The following is a 20,181-nucleotide window of genomic DNA, read 5'->3' as shown; positions in this document are numbered from 1 at the left end:
GCCAACGGCATCATGCACGTGACCGCGAAGGACCTGGGCACGGGCAAGGAGCAGAAGATGACCGTCACCGGCGGCTCCTCGCTGCCGAAGGACGACATCGACCGGATGGTCCGCGACGCCGAGCAGTACGCCGAGGAGGACCACCGACGGCGCGAGGCCGCCGAGACCCGCAACCAGGGCGAGCAGCTGGTCTACCAGACCGAGAAGTTCCTCAAGGACAACCAGGACAAGGTCCCCGGCGACATCAAGACCGAGGTCGAGGAGGCCGTGGGCGAGCTGAAGGAGAAGCTCAAGGGCGAGTCCGCGGAGGGCGACAACACCGCGGCGATCCGCACCGCCACCGAGAAGGTCGCGGCCGTCTCCCAGAAGCTCGGCCAGGCCATGTACGCCGACGCCCAGGCCGCGCAGGCCGCCGCGGGCGGCAGCGGGGGCACCGCCGCCGGCGAGCAGGCCAAGTCCGAGGAGGACGTCGTGGACGCCGAGATCGTCGACGACGACAAGCAGGAGGGAGGCCCCCGATGAACCGCCCGCCCCACGTCCGTGGCCCTGCCCGCCCGCAGCTGGCACTCGTCGGACGCGGGCCGCAGGACAGCCCCGCCGTGCTCCCCGCCCGTACCCCCGCGAAGGAGCGCACCGGCACCGGTACGCCGACGCCGCCCGAGGCGGTGCTCCGCGCCGAACTGGGCGAGCGCACGGCCGACCTGCAACGGCTGAAGGCCGAGTACGACAACTACCGCAAGCGGGTCCGCCGCGACCGCCAGGCGGTCGCCGAGATCGCCGTGGCCAATGTGCTGCGCCGGCTGCTCCCCGTGCTCGACGCCCTCGCCGAGGCCACCGAACGGGGAGAGGTGACCGGCGGCCTCCAGCGCGTCGCCGACACCCTGGAGGCCGAGCTGGCGGCGCTGGGCCTGCAGCCCGTCGGCGCACCGGGCGCCCCCTTCGACCCGGTCGTCCACGAGGCCGTGACCTGCACCTCCAGCGACCAGGTCGGCTGCGCCACCTGCGCCGCGGTCTTCCGCCAGGGCTACCGGGTCGGCGGCCAGCTCCTGCGCCCCGCCGAGGTGGCCGTCACCGAACCGCCGGAGTAGCCGCGGCCGCCCTGGTGCGCGACGGCAACTCGCCCCGCACCAGGGCATGGTGAGGCCTTCCGGAGCCGCCCGCGGCGCATCCCGGCCCGCCCGGCGCACCCGCCCCCGGCCCGTCGCGCGGGCCGCGCATTTGCCCCGGGCCAGGGGCGGTATGCGAAAGTGGTCGGCCCGGTCGGCCGGTCCCGGCCACCGCCGGCGGAGTACGGGGTGCGGAGCGGTCCCGCGAGCGGTCCCCACCCCTGGCCCGGACGCGTCCGGACCGCCGCCCGTCCCCTGGTCCCCCATCCCCCATACGTCCCCACAAGCCCCTCACGTCCTTCTCAGAGAGCATGCAGCCAACGACCCTCCTCCCCCGGACCGCCGACCTCTTCGACCAGGGCCTGGAGCTGCAGACCGGCTCAGCCCTGCTGCGTTTCGGCGCCGCGCGGCCGCGCCCGGCCGGCCGTCTCAGCTGGTCCGGCGACGGCGCCGCCGCCTGGCTCGACGGCGCCCGCGGCCACATATGGAGCGTCGGCGAACCGGACGCCGCCGCCGGTCTGGTCCTGCGCGCCGCGCACGGGCTGCCCGACGGCGTACGGGAGTTCACCGGCCCCCGCGGCACCGACGCCCTGGTCGGCCGCCATCTGACGGTCACCGACGCCGTCGAGTGGGTCTTCCGCTGGACGCTGGAGGAGCCGCCCGTCCAACGGGGAGAGGAGCGGGTGACCGCCTTCGACGAGAGCCACCACGACGAGCTCGTCGCCTTCCTCAACGAGCACAGCCCGGCGCACTCGACCGGACCGGGCTCCAGCGACGTCAGCCTGTGGGCCGGCATCCGCGACGAGGCCGACGGCCGGCTGGTGGCCTGCGGCGCCCTGAGCAGCCTGCGGGACAGCGGCGCCCCGCTGATGGCCTCGGTCGCCACCGACGCCGCCCTGCGCGGCCAGGGCCTGGGCGCCGCACTGACCGCCTGGCTGACCCGGCTCGCCGTCCGCCGGCACGGCTTCTGCACCCTGTGGCAACTCGCCGACAACGCCCCCGCCGAACGCCTCTACACCCGCCTCGGCTACCGCAACGAGGACCCCTGCGTGGCCGCCCGCATCGCGGCGGCCTGAGGCTACGGGGGCAGCGGAGGGGACGGAGGGGACTCCGCCGGAGAGGTCGGTCTCCGACGATCGGCCTCCGACGATCGGTCTCGGACGATCGGTCCCCCACGGCCCGTCCTCGGCCGCGGCGATCACCGCGGTGTTCCTGCCCGGCCTGTCACATCGGCACTAAGTCGGCCCTGGCACGCCCGCCACGCCGTCCAGGTCATGACTGCCCCCCTGGTAGGGCACCCCCTGCACTCCTCCTGGGACCGCACGGCCGATGCCCCGACCGACGCGATCGTCGGGCTGCTCACCGCGCCTGTCACCATCCGGGGAAGGCACCTAGCCGGGGGAGGCGCACAGCGGAACGCACACAGCCGGGGATCTTGATCGCATGCCCTTCAGCAACCCCGAAATAGGTGGGAGTCACCAGGCTCGCCGGCGACTCCCAGCATGCTGTCCAGCCCGCCCAGCGCTGCTGCCAGGCGTGGGGCATTGCGTGCCTGCACGGCGGGATGCGGCCTCCCCCGGAAGTCGCATGGACCCCATACGTCGTGGTGAACCGACAATTCCGCCGAGGTATCAACCGGGTCAGGAGATACGGTGAGTCCGATCCGCAGCCCTCTGAACGTTCTTCAAGGTTGACTCTGTCACCGCACCCTTGACATCGCCGATGTCGAGAATCGCGGTCTTGACCTTCACGCCGGGTCCTGCCAGTTGCATTTCGCACCGCCGCCACGACCCCGCGTGGCGCCGTCCCCCGACGGCCGGCAGCCCGTCAGCGCACCGCGAAGGGTTGCTTCTCCTCCCGATGCGCCGGGCTGGTTCAGCCGATGTTGTTGACCGCGGCCTTCGCGCGCGAGAGCGTCTGATGCGCCGTCGCGTCGTGAACACGACGCCTGCTACGAGACGGAGCAGGCCCGCGAGATCCAGATCCGTGCCGAGCGCGAGGAGCACTTCGGCGGCGACCTGATCTACGTCGACGACAGCAGCTCCGGCCTGTGCTACCTCCGCCACTGCTATCACCACATTCGGGGGCGACGAGGCGCAGACGTCCGCGGCCGCTCCTCGCAAGTGGCCCTCAGTTACCGCACCATCCAGGCGATCCTCGACCAGGCAGCCAAGGTTGGCGCCTCGCCATGCCCGGTCGGCTACCGGCAAGGGAGCCGTGAAGCGTGACCGGCCGCCCGGCAATGCGGGCGGCCGGCACGGTGTCACCCGTTGTCACGCGCGGAGCGCCACGCACTGGCGGAGCAGTGGCTCCAGGCGCAGCTGGGTTTCCTCGCGGTCGAACACTTGGAGGACGTCGAGAGAGCTGACGATCCAGCGGGCCTCATCCTCGTCCTCGATCCGGACCGCCACGGCGGTCACCGCACTCTCCAGGTCGAACGAGCCCTCCCCGAACTCATCTTCGATGGCCCGGTATCCGGTCGCGAGCAGCGGGTCCGCGTACACCCCGGTCGCCTCGGCGAAAGCACCGGCCTCGGCCCGGTCCGTGCGCAGCCCGGCCAGACGGCGCAGTACCTCGTCGGGGTCGCCCAGTTCGCTGTGCAGGCGGTGTGCCCGGCCGACCAGGAGCGGCCAGCCGCTGGTCAACTCATGGAGACGGTCCAGGCGGTCCTCCGTGTGGAACATCTCGACACGCTGGGCCCAGCCACGCAGACTGCGGCGATCGTGGCGGCGCAGCACCACGGGGGCAGCCGACGTGAGCTCCGCGCCCATCAGCAGGGTGCGCCACAGCGCAAGCTGAGTCGGATCGGTGACGAGGACCACCGCTCGGGTCACCCCCGGGGTCTCGGGCAGCAGCGTCTCGGCCAGGTCAACTGCCTCCCGACAGGTCTCGGGCCGTACTGGGTCCCGGTAGTTGACGAAGTCGCTGATGACGACGCGCCGTTCCCGTGGGCGCCCGCCGGTGAGTTCCTGCTTGTAGACGCTGGGCCTGCCGACGGGCGGCAGCGTCCAGTCGGCGATGCGCCCGGCGATCGTCCGCAGGGTGTCGCCGACGTCGGTGACGCCGGTGGCGGACGTGCCGAGGACGACCCTCGTCTGATTGGACCGCTCGCCGAGCAGATCGTCCAGCTGGGTGATGGTGAGCGGCGCCGGCCGGCCGTCGGGCAACTCGGGACGGCCCTCCTGCACGATGCTCTCCTGGAGTTCGCAGTCCTGTTCGGCCCTGAGCAGACGGGCATCCACCTCGTGGGAGGTGCCGATCATGCGCAGGGCGTTCGGGCCGCGCAGATGCCAGCCCTGGCCGTCGTGGTTGGGCGCGAGGATGCCAAGGCCCACCATTTCGGAGAGATAGGCGCGGAACCCCTCGGTGTCGAGCTGCTCGAAGCCCTGGCGCCAGAACGTCTCGCACTCCTCGCGCAGCTCGGTGTCGCTCAGCCGTACTTCCAGGCCGCGGCAGCGGGCATGGTGCGCCAGCACGTTGGCGATCACGTCGTAGCGGTGGTCGAGGCTCAGCGTGTCCTTGAAAGCCGCCGAGATGCCGTTCCTGAGCCCGGCGTCCGACTCCACGACCTCGATGTCGGCGACCTCAACGAGGTAAGGGGGTCCCTCGGCTCCGCGCCGCTCCCGCTTGCGGTGCATCAGCTCGACCAGCCGGTGACCGAACATCTGCAACAGGAACGGCTGGTAGGAGCAGTAGCCGAGCACCCGGTTGACGAGGTCCATGTCCTGAAACTCGAAGCCGAGTGCCCGCATCGGCTCGACCAGTAGTTCGGCGGCGAACTGGGGAGCGAGCGGACCGATCACCTTCGGCGTCTGCGCGAGGTGGCCGAACGGCCCGTTGCTCGCGAGCTTGGAGAACCGCTGCACGGAGTGCAGGCCGGCGAAGACGACCTTGGCGCGGTCCTTGGTGTCGGAGCCGAGGCCCTTGAGCTTCTTGGTCTGATCGAAGCGCGGGGCGTCCGCCTCGAAGAACTGATCGCATTCGTCGAGCAGGATCAGCAGACGGCGGCGCGAGTCCCCGTCGAGCCAGGCCCGGATGCCGACGCGCACCCGTTCGGAGATGTCCTGCCGCGACTTGCGGCCTTGCGGCCGGCCCAGCACCTGTGCCTCGGTCAGCTCCCGGTCCAGGACGCTCCACAGCGCCTCTGGTCCCAGCGAGCTGCCCTTGCCGATGTTCTCCTGGTCGAGGTTCACGTACACCGCCTCGTGGTAGCCGGGGCGTTGCTCCGTGAACCGCTCCCCGGCGTCAGCGAGCAGTGCCGACTTGCCCAGGCCGCGACCGCCGAAGATCACCTGGGTGCCGCGCGGATCGAGGATGCTCTTGCGTTCGGCGTCACGACCGTAGAACATCTCGCCGCCGATCCGGCCTCGCTTCTCCCTGATGTAGGGGTTGACGCCGGAGAACGGCAGGAGTGTCTGCGTGGCCGTGCTTACCTGGCGATTTCCCCGGGCCGCGAGATAGGCGAGGGCGGCGTCGTCCACGACCAGCAGCGGCTGCAACCGCTCGGAGCCGACGGCGAGTTCGACGCGGGCCTCGCGGCCCAGCGTGCCGAAGTAGGCGACCAGGAGGCTCGCGCCGCTGGTGTCGCGCTCCGTCAGGCTCATGACGACCTTGGCGGGCGGGCGGCCCCAGACCATCAGCACGCGGAGGCTGCCGCCCTGCTCCCTGGTCTGAGAGCCGAATGCAGGCGCCTTCGCCCTGCCGTTGATCTCCACCTCGGTTACCTCGAAAAAGCGGTACTCGCGCCGGTGCGGCGACCGCTCGTCGAGGGGCCTAGCGGTCTTTGCGTCGTAGCCGAGGAGTTTGAGGGCCGGGAGCAGCTGCCTCTTCGCGGACACCTCGAGCCGGTCCTTCGGTTCGGTCGCGCCCAGCTCCCGCCATGCGTCGAGGGCGTCGGCCGCCAGTGCCGCCTCGTCGGTAGAGAGAGCGCCGTAGTCCAGGACCGGGAGCATCGGGTGCTTACCGCCGGACCGGACGACGTCGACGAGACCGCGGTCAATGCCCCCTGGCAGGCCATCGGGCACGGCCGGGAAGAACTCGGTCAGGTGGGCTTCGCCGGTCTCGATCTCCGGGACGGGTTCGCCGATCTCCAGGAAGTAGACGAGATCGGCGGCGGTGGCCAGGCCGCCGGTGTCCAGGTGCCGCAGAACCTGAGAGCGCTCCTCCGTGGTGAGGTCCAGGGCGTCGAGCCGGGCCCGGATACGGTCGGCGGCCTGCTGCCGGAAGGCGGGCAGGTCGCGCCGTACGGTGTCGAGCGCCCGCCGTACGTCGATCAGGTCGTGCGTGTCGGCGCCTTCGAGCCGGCCGCGGGCGTCGGCCAGCAGCTCCTGGAGGTGCAGGTCCTGGTCGTCGGTCACGGCGCCGTCGGCCTGCGCGCGGTGTAGCTCGGCGACGAGTTCGTCGTGTTCCTGGCGCAGCTCCGCGCGCCGCGTGGCCTCCCGCTCCTCTATCCCGGCGAGCGCGGGCGGGGTGAACTTCCCGGCCTGTGCGGCGGGCAGCACCCCGCGTCCGGCCAGCTCAACGACGGTACGGGCCGCGTCGAAGGCGTCGTGGGCGAGCCGTTCAGCGAGGGCGTCCTGCCAGCTCCGGTCGACCGCGGTGAGGAGCCGGTCGAGCGACGGCCGCTCGTCACGGGTGTCGCACACCTTCAGCAGTTCCGCGTCCAGCAGGAGTTCCGGGGCGATGGAACCGCCGGGGCGCGTGGTCGCGGTGTCACCGGCCAGCAGAGCGAACAGCTCCTCCATCGAGGCGCGGGCCGCCCACGCCGTCGCGGCGGCGAAGGCCTCCGAGCGCCGTGCCAGCTGCTCCAGTTCAGCCAGTACCGCCTCCTTGCCGTCCAGCAGGGACTGGCGCAGCGAGGAGATCTCCTTGACCGCCCGGTTGCCGTCGGAGCGGTCGCTGCGCCGGATGCCGTCGACCGCCAGGCACCACTCCTTGACCAGGTCGGCGGCTCGCTCCACGAGATGCACAAGGTCGTGCCGTCCGGAGCCCTGGAGCGGTTTGCCGCTGGACGAGCGGTGCTTGCGGTCCATGCGGTCGATCTCGTTGTTGATCTCGGTGAGCTTCGACAGGCGTTCGGCCTGCTCCCGCGCCTGCGGTACCGCATCGCGGTCGTCGCGAACGACGGTCGTGATCAGCACTCCGAGCATGCCGTCGTCGGGGGCCAGCCACCGCTTGGCGATCTCCGTCGCCCGCGCGAACCGCAGCCTTGGCGGCGCGAGCAGGGCACGGCACAGCTCGCGCAGGTCCCGCAGCCGGGCCTCCGTCTCGAAGACGTCGGAAGTGACGACCAGGGGGGAGGCGATCATCAGGGCACCGCTGAGGGCACGGTCGGCCACAGCGGTCGCCGCCTCCCCGAGCCGGTCCGGCAGCCGGGACACCAGCGCCTTGAGCTGTGCGCCCGCCAGATGGTCGCCAGTGATCAGCGCCGTACGAAGCAGAGCGGGCAGCAGGAGGAGTTCGCTGCCCTCGGCGTCACGGCCCGCGTATCCGCCGTACTGCTGGAGCAGGTCCGCGGTCAGCCGGGCACGTTGACTGTCACCGGAGGTGAGCAGCGCGGCCGCACCAGCCAGCCGGAGCGCCACCACTTGCGGCTCGGGCCGGCCGGCGGCGTTCGCCACATGGTGGGCGAGTCCGAAGCGCCGTTCCACGACCAGCCGCGCCAGGGCCCGCTCGGCTGCGGCCACGTCGGGATCCTCGTCCTCGTCCTCGGACGAGGACAAGTCCGCAGCCGTTTCCGGGGCTGATGTGGCTCCGCCGTGCGGCGCGACCGGAGTGAGCGTCGGTCCGGCCGCTTGAGCCGGCGAGCCGGCGTCCGGGTCCGTGGACGGTTCCGGGTCGCCGACAGCGGGTATCGCGGCCGGTGCGTCGGCGGCGCGGGGCGGAACGGAGGCTGTCTCCCGTGCGTGTGCGGCGGCTTCCGGTTCCGGTGCCGGATGGTGGACGGTCCCCTCGGTGGGGTGGCCGGCGGCGGTCTCCCCCGTCTTCTCTTCTGTCTGCTCGGTCGGCTCCCTGCGCCCGGCGGGCGGGACGGCACCCTGTTCCACGGTGGCCGTATCTCTCGTGGGCTCGGTGCCGTCCGCCTCTGCCCCAACGGCTCCGCGACAGGCGTCCTCCGGCTGCGCCAACGTCAGTTCGGGGGCCATGACCGCCGCCATGGCACACGCGGGCAGCACACGCACGATCTGCTCCTGCAGGGCCAGGATCTCCGTGGCGGCGTCCGCCTGCCGCCCCAACCGGATGAGCCGCCCCAAGGCTGCGAGCGCAGTACTTTCCTGCCGTTGCGTCTCCTCCCACACGGGTGTGTCCAGCAGGCGGCGGGCTGCGCCTCGCACGGCCTCGGCGGCAGAGGCGGCGGGGCTGACCGGACGGCATGCGACGTCCATCAGTTCCCGCAGAGTCTCCCGTGCCTGCAGGTCGCGTTCGCGTGCCGCCCGGTGCGCCTGTACAGCGCGGGACATGTCCTGCAGGCGGCGGGGCACTCCCTCAATGCCCGCCGCACGGAACACCGCGTCGGCGCTGTCGAAGACGGCGCCCAGTGCGGCTAGCGGAGCCAGATCCTCGTCCTGCGGCGGGCAGCCGTCCGCAACCGCCCCGGTCACCTTCTCTGCGGCTTGCCGGGCTTCCGCCACGGCCGACTCCAGTTGTCGGCAGACCGCCTCCGGATCCGTCACCTTCTCGGTCCGGGAGCCTTCGGGCCCCGTCGCGGGCACGTCGTTCAAGGTGGCAAGATCCGGTGCTGCGGTCTCCGGCGCATGGGCGTTCGTGCCCGGCCGGTCGGCGACGGCAGCGGGCTCACACTTCCCGTCGCCCGCGCGTGGCAGCTCCTGGTCTTCCGATGCGCCGGGAGCGAAGCCGGGGTGCGCCGACACAACGGACCGCGCCGCTCTGCCCACAGCGGCGAGTCGTACCGCCTCCTTCTCGTCGGCCGTCGCAGCGAACCAGTCCTGGTCCGCTGCCCAGGCAAGGACGCAGGCGTCGGCGACGGAGGCGTTGCACCATGCGAACACCGTGGTCCGGACCAGCGTCGCTCCCCACCGGGAAACCGGGTCGGAAACCGTCTCTCCATCCTGCGCGAAGACGAATCTGCCCACCTGATTCATCACGGTGACCGTGAGTTCCCTGACCCTGCAGGTGCACTTGCGCTGCTGTGACTCGCGCCGCAGCCTGGCGAGAACGTCCCGGCACAGGGCACTGCCCGCCCGTCGAGGCGCCGCCATGCGGATCCCCAGGCTGCCGAGCAACTCCTGCCGGTCCCTGGGCGGCAGGGAGTTGAAGGCGAGTTCCACCGTGCCGACCGTCAGGTCGTTCAGGGCGGTGACGGCCGGGTGCTCCAAGGCGTTGAGCTCGGCGGCCAGGCCTTCGAGGCCCTCGACCGAGACACCCGGCGGGGACAACGGCGGCCCCGTGACAACGCGGTAGCGGTCCTGCATCTACGCGTACTCCGTTTCTGTGGCTGGTTCTGCGGGATCGGCTCACTCGACGACGAGGAGCTTTGAAGGGAAACGTGGGTGCCGGAAAGCCGTGACGGATCAGTGGCCGCGCGTGTGCTCGGTGACGAACGTGTACCCATCGGGCAGTTCCCAGCCGTCCGCCTTGCCGAGCCTGCGGCAGTACTCACGAAAGGCCGCTCGCTGAGCCTTGCTGGGCGAGCAACCCGGCCGCAGGCGGCGCAGATGGCCGGGGACGAACTGGACACCGCGCAGCCCCTCGCCACCCGGCTCCGTTCCGCCCCATGGGCGTATCACCCGGCGTCGAGCGGGGCGGTAGCCGATGAGAGGGATGGTCGGCTCCCCGTGGCGTGCCGGGAAGTGCGGTTGCCCCCAGGCGTCGCGGCTGCCGAGGGCCGGCTCCAGGAACCGTTGCGCGAGGAGTTCCGCGACCGCCGATTCCAGGGCGGCGGCCTGTGAGCGGGCCGGCCGGCACCCGTAGGCCGCACTCGGCAGGACGGAACGGTCCAGCAGGGCATGGCCGTCCAGGGTGAGCAGCCCGCAACGGCGCACAGCGCGCATCACCAGCTGCCGGGGGCCGAGCCCTGCTGCCGTGTCACCGTGGCGGTCACTGCCCGGAGCGTCCTCCCGGGTGAGAACACGGGGGTCGAAGCAGTGCCTGATCACTCGGTCGCCGACCTGCACCGGTTCCTCGAGCCGTGTCGTGGCAACGCGGATCAGTATCCCGCCACGGGGCCAACGCAGCTCGAGCATCAGGCCGGGGAAGAAGTCGCGGGGCCAGGTGACTGAAGTCAGTCGGCCGGTGTGGTCACCGAGTTCGGCGGTGACGTCCTGAACCGCCTCGCTTCCGTCCAACGCCCCGCCGGGGTGGTCGAGTTCGAGACGTGATGGGGGGCGCCGGCCGTGCGAACGGCGAAGTTCCCGCGCGACGTCCGGGTGCAGGGGGAACCAGCCGTCGATGAGATGGGCCAGCCGCAGGGGCGACCGCCAGACGATCTCGTTCGCGTCGGTCCGAAGGAGCTCGCTGGGACCGAGGGAGGCATAGTCGGCGATGGGCAGGTCGACCGGATCCACCTCGGCTCCCGGCTCCGGCTCCGGCTCCGGCTCCGGCTCCCATGGTGCACATGTCGTGGACGTCCAACCGCGTCCGGCCGGAACCAGAGGATCTCGGGAGATTTCCGAGTCACCGGGGTGGTGGGACCGCCATACGCCTCCACCCTCGAAGGCGTCGTCGAGTGTGATCCGGGAGCCGTTCTCGAACCGGCCCTGGTCACTGCCCCGTTGGACGACATCGGCGAGCGAGATATTCGCCCGGCACACCGCCGCCGCGTACCCCACTCCCCTGAGCGGTTCCGCTGCCCCGGGGAACCCGCGAAGCCGGGGTCCGACCGCTGTGTACACGGTGACCGGAGAGGTGAGGCCGTAGCGCCGCCTCGCCGGGGTGGCCGCGTGTTCCACCGCTGCCGCGAGGGACCTGAGATCGTCGCCACCCAGCGGGCCGGTGTCGCGCCAGCAATCCGCCAGAGAGGTCCGGGTCATGGCGTAGTGGCCCCATGTGCGCAGCCTGTCACTGGAGTTGAGGACCCCTCGCACTGTGTCGAGAAGACCGAGCAGACCCGCCCGCAGGTCGTCGTCGTGTGTGCCGCCCACCAGTTCAGCGAGAGAAACGGGAACGAAGGGACTGAGCAACTGCTCCCGCGCTGTCGTCAGGAGATGGTCCGCATACGCGGTCAGGTCGTCGCGCCGGGCCGCTTCCCGGGACGGGTAGCAGACGTCGACAACGACATGGCCGTCCCGGTTGATCCAGCGTCGGCGCGTGCGTAAGCGATGGAGCTGGGCCGGTGACAGGCTCAGGGCCGGGCCGAAGGCGTGGAGGTCCGGGACCAGCAGCTCCCTTCGCTGTGGAGCGGTGCCGTTCCCCAGTCTGCCCGGCCCCTCGGCACCCGCGGGCGCCCCCGACACCCAAGCGGGTACGTCGCCGAGGGCGCCCACTTCCGGGTGGGCCCCCTCCCGGTAGACGATCTCGGCGTAGAGGGGGTCCGATCCGGTGGCGACGCACACCATGGCACCGACCGGGAGCGCGGGAGCGCACTCGCCAAAGGTGATCACCGGGAAGTCATCGAGGCGCAGCGGGCTGCCGCCGTAGCCGTCGCCGTCGAGGTCGTAACCGAAGTACACGGCGTTGAAGGCGACGGCGGTGTGCACCGGCGCCGGGCGGGCCGCGACAACCGCTTCGAGATAGCGCAGCAGCCGATCTCGTTCCTGGTCGGGTACGGCGTCGTAGCCCCGTGCCATGGCAGAGGTCAGAAGGGCTCGGTCGCCATACGGGTCAGGCACCTCCGTCCCGTCGCGACGCGCCGATGACGCCTCCGGCCGTTCGCCGACCGCTCCTGAAACATACGTGTCCCCACCCATGACACCTCCGCCGCACTACATGCCGCCCCAGCCTGGCGTGCGGGTATTCCCGCAGACTATGCCTGCGCGTGGCGTTCCGGAGGCACTTTCGTCACTTTGCGATGGTGGGCAGCGGCTCACGCCGAACACACCCCCGCGCCGACGCCAGACCGCGCTCACACTGCACGGATCTGAGCAGGCCGAGGTCGCCGCCTCTGGAGTGATATCCAACCGCTGAGCCGTCGCCATCCGCCTGACGCTCCGCCAGGAGCAGCGTCGAACGAGCGTCACGAATCACCGGCCTCTCGTCCGAAGCCGGGACAACGGGCGCGCGCTCCTCCTTGAGGCTCCCTGCAGGCTCGGCCCTGCCCCCTGCGCTCGTGCGGTCAGCGGCACGGGGCAGGTCGAATCACTTCCAGACTTGGGGTACCAGGTCCGGCGCGGCGGTATCGCATCCGAGGCGCCACGCCGCAGGAGCCGGCCCATGCCTGTATCTCCGCCCACTACCAGGACGCTTCGCCGGCCATTGCCAGACGACGGCCCTGGGCATCGCGAGCTGTGTGCTGCTGTTGGCCCTCACGTACGAGCCAGCGCGGCGCACAGGTTGACGTGCCGTGCGCTTCAGCGCTCCAGGACGATCACTTCGTACCCGGCGCCGACAACGAGCTCACCGCCGGGGGCGAAGGCGATGGCACGTGGAGCGACGGGCATGCGGATCTCATGCAGGGGCGTACCGTTGCCGAGGTCCCAGATACCCACGGTGTAGCGGTTGGCAGTGACGGCCACCGGCACCCCATCCAGCTGGCCGAGCTCCACATCGGACACCCAGCCGTCACCGAGCCGGTGACGAAGCCGCCGGGTCCGCAGATCCCACAGCTGGGCGCCATTATTGGCCGTGGCCGCCAAGGCCACCGGGCCGCATCCGTCGGTGCCGCAGGCCAGGGCGTTGATCTGATCGGTCAGGCCCTTCAAGTCGCCCACCCGCGTCCAGTCGGTGAGATCCCAAAGTTCCGTCTGCCGCTCGGCTTGCCCGCGCAGCTGGCCCGCCGCGATCACGGCCAAGGGACGGCCGTCCACGAGACCCCAGGCCGAGGCCGGGGCGTAGGAGGAGGCCACCTCAAAGGCCCCGCTGATCTGCAGGTTCTCCAGGTTCCAAATGCCAGCCCTGGCCCTGCCAAAGCCTTTCTGCCCGAGCAAGGCGACCGAAGCGCCTTCGAGGTGCCCGCAGGCCAGCAATTGCAATTTCGAGTGCTCTACCTCGGCTCTTCCGGTCTCTGACCCGTCCGCGAGATTCCACACCCGGACGGTGCCGTCATTGCCACCAGTCACGGCGACCGGTGTGCCGGAGACCGTTGCACAGGCCACCCTTTCCACCCAATCGGAATGTCCTTCGAGGCACTGCAGCGCCCTTCCGGAGGCCACCTCCCACACCCGTGCCGTGTGGTCGCTGCTCGCCGATACCGCAACGGCGGCTCCGTCCAGCACAGTGCACGTGACTGCCCTCACCAAGCTGGAATGGCCCGGAGCCTCAACCGCCTCGCCTTGCTCTTCCAGGCTCCACAGTCGGATGGATCCGCAGGTGCTGGAGCTGGCAGCCACGGGTCGACCGTCGACTCTCGTTATCACGATGGAACGCACCCAGTCCGTATTGCCGTTCAGCCGCGCGAGCAGCCGGCCACTCGGCCGTTCCCTCAGCTCCATCGAGCCGTCCCCGTAGCCCAGCACCATGACCGCGCGGCCTTCGAGTTCGGTGAACGCGATGGCCGAGATCCAGCCGGACCCGACGCGACAGGAAGAGACGACGAGGTCCGCTGCCAGGTCACGGAACTGAAGCTCCCCCTGGCGGGAGCCGAGGGACACGAACTCGCGGCCACCCTGGGCGACACTCGCCACCGCCTCGCAATCCTCGGAGTCGCGGAGGTGGTCCCACTCTCCGGACTCGAGGTTCCACCGCCGCAGCGGGCCGGACGGCAAGCCGACAAGAGCGGTGGCCACCCCCTGCGTCTCCAGGCAGAGGACCGAAAGGCGGTATGCGCCTGCCCTAGATTGCCCCGAGAGTATTCGTCTGACCTCGCCGGACATCAGCTCTCGGGTCCAGGCCGAACCATCCGGGGCACAACCGACGATCAGTGCCTCGCCCTGGACCCAGGTGCAGGCCAGACCAGCCACCACGGTCCGCATCTGCGATTTACCCGCCTTGCGGGCAATCTCGGTCTCGCTCTGCACCACGAACCTCCGGAGTTCGGTGGTACGTGCGAGGTCCCAGACGCGCACGGTTCCGTCGTCGGATGCGGTCACGACGAGCGTGGCGCCATCCACTTCGATGCAGTCCATCGCCGACACTGTGCGGGTGTGCCCGTCCAGGGTGGCCACACAGCGCTGCTGCGCCGGATCCCAGATCTGCACCAGCCCCCCGCTCTGTGCGCTGAGCACGACCGGCATTCCCTTCAGCTCCGCCGCGACAAGCGGATGGCCGGACGTCGAGCTCAGCTCTCCCCGGAACAGGGTGCTCGTCTGGGACCCGGTCGCCCACCGTGGCGCCCACTCCAGCCTCCGCCCCAGCCTCTTCCGGTACTCCTCCAGCCGGTACCGGGCCGCGTCCACCGCCAACACCTGGGCCCGTTCGCGTACCCACAGATCGCGGTAGAGATGGGCCGAGGTTCGGTACATCGTGCGGACGCGCTGCGCCTCTCGGCCGCGTACCCCGTCCATCGCGGCCAGCAACCCGTCCGGTTCCGCATACACCAGAAACCACGGGTCCTGCAGCAGGCGTTCGAGGTCCTCCGAGGCCGCCGCGTGGCCCGCCAAGTGAGCATGAACGTACGGGTGCGCGCGCTCCCAGTCCGGGCCGTCACCGTCGATCCGCGGCGGCACCGAGGCGATCAGCTCAGCCGTCATCCGGCGCTGGTCTTCGCGGCTGCGCCGCGGATCGCGCAAGTGCTCGGCCAGCGCCTCGTGATACAGCCGGAACACCGACCGGTCCTCACCGGCCGGCACCTCCACCACGTACGCACCCGCCTGCCGCCACAACCAGTCCACGTCGTCATTGGTGCACTTCTCGCCCGACAGGGCCGCCGCCAGCGAAGCCCACAGCGAATCCCATGGCAGACCGGAGCCCTCCGCGTACGCCAGGGGCCGCAGCAGTCGCCGTACCCGTTCCTCGTCCTCACCGTACCGGGCCAGATAGGCGTCGAATGCCTGCCCGACTTCCGAGGGCAGCTCCTCCTCCCAGCCCGGACGGGACAGGTCGGGGGTCAGGTCCCCGTGCAGCAGGGCCCGTACGGTCATCCGGGCGACCAGGAAGGAGCGGCCCGCCTGCCGGGCCACCGCGACAGCCACAGCCTCCCGGTCCGCCACCGTCAGCCCACCGGGCATTCTGGCCAGCGTGCGCCGCGCGTACTGCTCGATGTCGTCGTGGCCGGTGTACGCGTCGGTGTCCAGGTCGACGACCACGACGGCCCGGCCCAGCTCGGGGACCATCGTCCGCCGGGTACCGATCAGCAGGCGCAGGTTGTGCAGGACGGACATCGGCCGGAGCAACTCACGGGCAATGCGCTGAGGTTCCCGCCCGCCGACGCCCGTACCCGCCTCCTCCAGCGCGTCGATCAGCACGGTCCGCTGGGGACCCTCGTACTCGGCGAGCCGGGCCAGCAGTTGCGGCGGGCTGTCCGCTTCCACATCCAGCGCGGTGGCAAGCCGGGCAGTGAGCCTTTCCAGGGTGGTGCCATGTGCGTGCACGGAGACCGTGACCGAACCGAGCGGCGGCAGCAGGTGCGCAGGCGCCTCCGGGTGGTCCGGGCGCGCCAGCGCGAGGAGCCGGCCCAGGACGGCCGACTTGCCGGATCCCGGATCTCCGGTCACCACCCGCGCCCGGGCATCGTGGACGGGATCGCGCAGCCAGCCCGCCAGCGTGGCCAGCGCCTGCAGGCGCCCGGTGAACCAGTCGCCCGGCTCGCTCGCGTACTCCACACCGCGGCCCCGCGGACCGAAATGCGCGGTCCACTCCCGCTGCGATTCCACGTCCATCGCCTCGTCAGGCAGGCCGGGCCGGTACTTCGGGTTGGGCAGGAACGGTGGGACCGCCCGGCCGGATACCGCGTGATAGCTGGCGCACTGGTCCGGGCGATGTTCTCGGAAATGGTCGTTGACCTGGTCGGTCACCGTGGGGATGTCCAGATACCGCTGCCGCATTCCGGCCGTGCCCGCGCGCACCGCAGCCTCCAGGGCGGTCACGAAGGCATGGTCGTACGCGAGCTCGCGAGAGCGAGCCGAGGCTACGAGCCACAGCCCGTCGGCGCCCGGGGGCCGGTAGTCCACCAACTGGCCGGTGACGTTTGTGATCTCGGCCGCGCCCAGTTCGGCGTAACAGGTGTCGAGCAGCAGCAGGACGTGCCCAACCTGGGTGTCGGCCAACAGGTCCGCGAGCTCGCGAGAGGCGAGGGTGGTGCTCACACGGTTGTAACGACTGTTGCGGCAGGTGATCCGGTGGTGGCGGTCGTCGCGCAAGCCATGCCCGGCGTAGTACACGACGAGCACATCCTCATTACAGCGCTCGTCCTCCTTGAGCCAGTCCTCCAGACCGGCGCGCACCTGCTGGGCATCGGGTGCGAAGGCGAGCTCCGGGAGGATCTCCGCGTACCCGAGGGAGGAGAAGAGGGCCTTGATCCGCCGCAGGTCCTCGGGCACGCCGGGCAGATCTTCAAGGAGCGGATCGGCAGTGAACGTGCCGGTGCCGAAGGCGAAGACGTATCGGTTGAGCCCGTCAGCAGCCGGACTGCTCGGTGCGCCTGTTGCAGAAGCCCCGGCCGCCGGGCCGTGCGTCACCGCGCCAGTCCCATGGCAATCGCCGTCCCGGTCTCCACCGCCGTTAGGTAGGCGCGCATGCTGTGCATCTCGGAGCCGTTGTCCACGAGCAGGTCCAGGACTTCCGGCCCGAACCGAGGCGCGAGTTCACGGACGAGGGCGACTACGTCACCGCTGTCGGCCAGGTTAGTCCATTGCTTGACAGGGGCCGGCCAGACACCCGTGCCGTCCTGTTGCGGTGCGGGCTGCAGACGGTCGAAGACCAGACCTGCCAAACCCAGCGGGGAGCCGAGGGTGATCAGGGTCAGCGGCGACAGTCCCGGCCGTAGCGCACACAGCGCCTCGTACGCGACTACCGAGCCCAGCGAGTGGCCTACGACCACACGGGTCTCTGGCGTGATCAGCTCCGCAGCCCGAGCCCATACGGCGGCACGCAGCTCAGGCTCGGTGAAGTAGCGACGCACCTGCTTGAGGTCCGAGATGAGCAGCCGGTCCGAGACGGCACCGAAGAATCGCGTGCGGGTGAGGGCACTCAGGGCACGGCGGACCCGGTCAACAGACAGGGGGCGGGAGGCGAGATGGCCGACCGCGCCACGGGCAGCGGCGCCGGAGTTCATCCCGTTCAGACCGGCGGTGTCCGGTCCGGGGACACGAGGATCCAGCCGGGCGGCCTCCCGCCACCAGGTCTCCAGCAGCTCGGCCTCGAACCCGGGCTCTACGTCCTCCGCCCGATAGTACGGCTCGCCGCGCGTGCCAGGCTGCCGGTAAAGGTCCCCATATCCGGCGCAGACGATGTCGCCGTCCGTCAGTCGCTCGAGTGTGGGATCGCGGCGTAGCGCGAGTTCGACCCCGCCGCGCAGCGCTGGCTCCACCTCCGCCAGCAGAGTCTCGGCGGTGTCGAGTTGCCGCCCCACCCCGTGCACCACGACGACCCGGCTCATGGCCCCCCTCATGCGCGTCCCGTGCTCCTGTCGCGAGCATAGTCGGAGGCTGGCGCCCTGGCGGGGCAGTCTCTTCCCTCCTGAGCCGTTCGTCCGACTGGCGTGCGGCATCCGCCTGGCATACGACTGCCGCTCGCCTTCGTCCTCACCGGGGGCATCAACGATTGCACGCAGCTCGGAGTGGTCTTGGTTCGATACCTGACTGCCTGGCCAGGGAAGACCACAGAGCCCACCTGCTACGACAGTGGACCGCGCGCACGCTGAGGTCGACGCGGAGCCTGTACTCGACGGTCCATGTGGCCCATGCGCTCGCCCATCAGCACCTTCTTGCTGCCCGGGTACTCCCTTACGGTGCGGTGAACGTGGCAGAGGTCGTGAGGGGCGAGCCATTGGCGATCGGGATCCAGTAGGAATCGGCTCGCTCGCTGGCATTGCGTCCTCGTACCGGGACTCCTGACCACGGCTCGCTGAGCAGTGGCACGTGCCGTGCTCCTACGAGCATTTCACTGTGCCGCCTCCTCGGGCTCGTCCGCCGAGTAGGGATGGACAAACCTCCCCTCGTTGAATGGCGTGAACCACGAGCCGATCGACATGGGCGCGATGCCCAGGGCCTCTCCGACGGGACTCTCGTCGATCCCGTCCATCGAGTCGTCGTAGAGCCACTCGAAGTCCGCGTCCTCGTAGACGTTCTCCGCGAACACGTCGAGGGCCGCCTTTACGCCGTCGTCGAGCAGGCCAAAGGTGTCGAGGCTGACGGTCGCTGAATCGAGCAGGAACTTCAGCGCGAGCTCCTCGGCTACGCAGCCCAACTGCTGGAAGCTTCCGGCAGTGAAACGGGTGGTCATGGCGATGACCGTCACCAGAAAGCGCCGGGCGAACAGTACGTCGTATTGGAGGGCATACCGCTCGGGCAATTCCTCCAGATGCCACAGGTGCCCCTTGCACTCCGCGACTGTGGCGTCCTCCTCAGCCAGGACCTGCACGTCCTCGAACAGCTCGTCCACCAAGATGTCCGTGCTGTACACCAGGGCCCCTGCCGCGAGTTTGGCGTCCTCCTGCGAGATCGCGAAATCGCAGTCGGCGTCTTCGTACTCAGTCCCGTCATCGTCGAGTGCGCCGAACATCAATGGCGGGAAGGAGCGCAGTTCGCCCGCCAGGGCCAGCATCCGGGCACGCACCTCCGCGGCCTTCGCCTCCGCGTCGTACTCGGGCGCGTCCGCTCCTTCTTTCGGGCGCTCGGCATGCCGGGCCTTGCGGGCCTCCGGATCAGCAGGCGGGGCATCCGGGCCGTCGGCGGCGGCCAGGCTCTCCCGGGCATCCTCAGGGTGGAGCTCGACCTCACATCGGTCGACCGTCCAGTCGGCCAGCAGCTCGGAACGCTCCAGCAGCTCGCCCACGACCGCCCGTACCGCCTCCTCAGCGAACTCAAGAGCCGAAGCGTCCACGAAGACCTTCATCAGCACCCCGCCCGGGTACACCGCCACGATCCTGTCGAGGACGTCGACCTCCATGCCGTCCGGGCCGTCAATGCCCTCGACCGAGTCCAACCCGTCCTCAAAGAGCGCCCCCGCGCCAGCGCGCTGAAGCGGATCCATCTCCGAAGTGCCCGTCGGGATTCTGATGTTCACTGTCACTACGTACGTCACCCGTCCGAGCCTGGCATGGAAGGGCCACTCCGTGCGCCGGAGTCCGAACGTTCACGTAGTCCACGTCGTGGAACCGCCATCGTCCGTCGCACCGGCAGGCGACCGCGCCCCGGGCGGTGATCTCGTCGTGATCGATCGCGTCGGCGCCCACCGCCCGTACCTTCCGTCCCCCTGTGCACAGCGCGCCAGCGAACACCAGTGACTACGGCCGCAGAACCAGGTCGGGCCAGGCAGGAACCGATTCGACCGAGTCACCATTCTGATGCGTCTGCCGCCTTGCATCGCTGGCGAGTTCGAAGAGCAGGCGAGTTGCCCGAAACCTCAGGAAGTTGCGCCGACTCTCCGTCAGATAGCGGTGGCAGCGCGGGTCAGAGGGCCGTTAGTGTCGCCCCACCGCGTGCCTTCTCAACGCTTGGGCCCAACTTCGAGTCCTGCCGGGACGCTCTTGCCCTACTGTGTCCAGCCCGCCCTCGCGGAGGGCTCTTTGCAGGACAGGGGGGATCTAGCAGAGCGGCGTGGTAGCGGCATAAGCAACGGAGCCGAATCCTAGCGGCGGGGCGCCTGCCACCCTGCGCCCTCAGGAGCCCATCTGTACGCCCAGAATTCCTATCCGGCCCGGTCAACTCCGACGGCCTCGACGGATGAACCCGTAGAGCCGACGCAGGCGACCGGCACGTGGAAGGGGGCGAACGGATCCGGAGCGCAGAAAGGCCCCGCACCATACGGTGCGGGGCCTTCCCACAAATATTGTTCGGCGGCGTCCTACTCTCCCACAGGGTCCCCCCTGCAGTACCATCGGCGCTGAAAGGCTTAGCTTCCGGGTTCGGAATGTAACCGGGCG

The 20,181-nt window shown here is 70.3% G+C and carries 8 protein-coding genes and 1 rRNA gene; 3 read left to right on the top strand and 6 right to left on the bottom strand.

All coding sequences use genetic code 11. The features are described 5' to 3' along the window. The 3 genes from ACWD6P_RS34125 to ACWD6P_RS34115 all read left to right on the top strand — a co-directional run. The coding region (locus tag ACWD6P_RS34125; protein WP_451448082.1) for an Hsp70 family protein at window positions 1-522 on the top strand (522 nt) is incomplete at its 5' end. Then, entirely contained in the window at window positions 519-1,088 is a 570-nt protein-coding gene (gene grpE, locus ACWD6P_RS34120; RefSeq protein ID WP_451448081.1) for a nucleotide exchange factor GrpE, read from the top strand. The genes ACWD6P_RS34125 and grpE, both read left to right, overlap by 4 nt. 329 nt (window positions 1,089-1,417) lie before the next feature. Continuing rightward, window positions 1,418-2,182, top strand: coding sequence for a GNAT family N-acetyltransferase (locus ACWD6P_RS34115; RefSeq protein ID WP_451448080.1), 765 nt, complete (start codon window positions 1,418-1,420; stop codon window positions 2,180-2,182). Window positions 2,183-3,379: 1,197 nt separating this feature from the next. On the opposite strand, the gene ACWD6P_RS34110 is transcribed toward ACWD6P_RS34115, so the two are convergent. The 6 genes from ACWD6P_RS34110 to rrf all read right to left on the bottom strand — a co-directional run. After that, window positions 3,380-9,538: a hypothetical protein gene (locus tag ACWD6P_RS34110; RefSeq protein WP_451448079.1), complete on the bottom strand. Its 6,159-nt coding sequence runs from the start codon at window positions 9,536-9,538 to the stop codon at window positions 3,380-3,382. Between the two features lie 99 nt (window positions 9,539-9,637). Further along, on the bottom strand, window positions 9,638-11,851 hold the full coding sequence (locus ACWD6P_RS34105; RefSeq protein ID WP_451448078.1) for a hypothetical protein: 2,214 nt from the start codon (window positions 11,849-11,851) through the stop codon (window positions 9,638-9,640). 720 nt (window positions 11,852-12,571) lie between these two features. Continuing rightward, window positions 12,572-16,774, bottom strand: a complete 4,203-nt coding sequence (locus ACWD6P_RS34100) for a caspase family protein (RefSeq protein ID WP_451448077.1) — start codon at window positions 16,772-16,774, stop codon at window positions 12,572-12,574. After that, window positions 16,771-17,694 carry a hypothetical protein gene (locus ACWD6P_RS34095; RefSeq protein ID WP_451448076.1) on the bottom strand — a complete coding sequence of 308 codons (924 nt, stop codon included), beginning with the start codon at window positions 17,692-17,694 and terminating at the stop codon, window positions 16,771-16,773. Before ACWD6P_RS34095 ends, ACWD6P_RS34100 begins: the two co-directional genes overlap by 4 nt. Before the next feature lie 503 nt (window positions 17,695-18,197). Continuing rightward, window positions 18,198-19,340, bottom strand: coding sequence for a hypothetical protein (locus ACWD6P_RS34090; RefSeq protein ID WP_451448075.1), 1,143 nt, complete (start codon window positions 19,338-19,340; stop codon window positions 18,198-18,200). 749 nt (window positions 19,341-20,089) lie between these two features. Then, window positions 20,090-20,181: ribosomal RNA gene (rrf, locus tag ACWD6P_RS34085) — 5S ribosomal RNA — on the bottom strand; the annotation flags it as partial.

This window comes from Streptomyces sp. NPDC002446, assembly GCF_053595675.1.
The sequence above is the reverse complement of the archived record's forward strand: the minus strand, read 5'-3'. Positions and strand labels throughout refer to the sequence as shown.

Excerpts from the sequence above, each read along its gene's own strand:
- ACWD6P_RS34115 (WP_451448080.1), top strand. The coding sequence starts at position 1,418 with ATGCAGCCAACGACCCTCCTCCCCCGGACCGCCGACCTCTTCGACCAG.
- grpE (WP_451448081.1), top strand. The coding sequence starts at position 519 with ATGAACCGCCCGCCCCACGTCCGTGGCCCTGCCCGCCCGCAGCTGGCA.
- ACWD6P_RS34110 (WP_451448079.1), bottom strand. The coding sequence starts at position 9,538 with ATGCAGGACCGCTACCGCGTTGTCACGGGGCCGCCGTTGTCCCCGCCG.
- ACWD6P_RS34105 (WP_451448078.1), bottom strand. The coding sequence starts at position 11,851 with ATGGCACGGGGCTACGACGCCGTACCCGACCAGGAACGAGATCGGCTG.
- ACWD6P_RS34095 (WP_451448076.1), bottom strand. The coding sequence starts at position 17,694 with ATGAGCCGGGTCGTCGTGGTGCACGGGGTGGGGCGGCAACTCGACACC.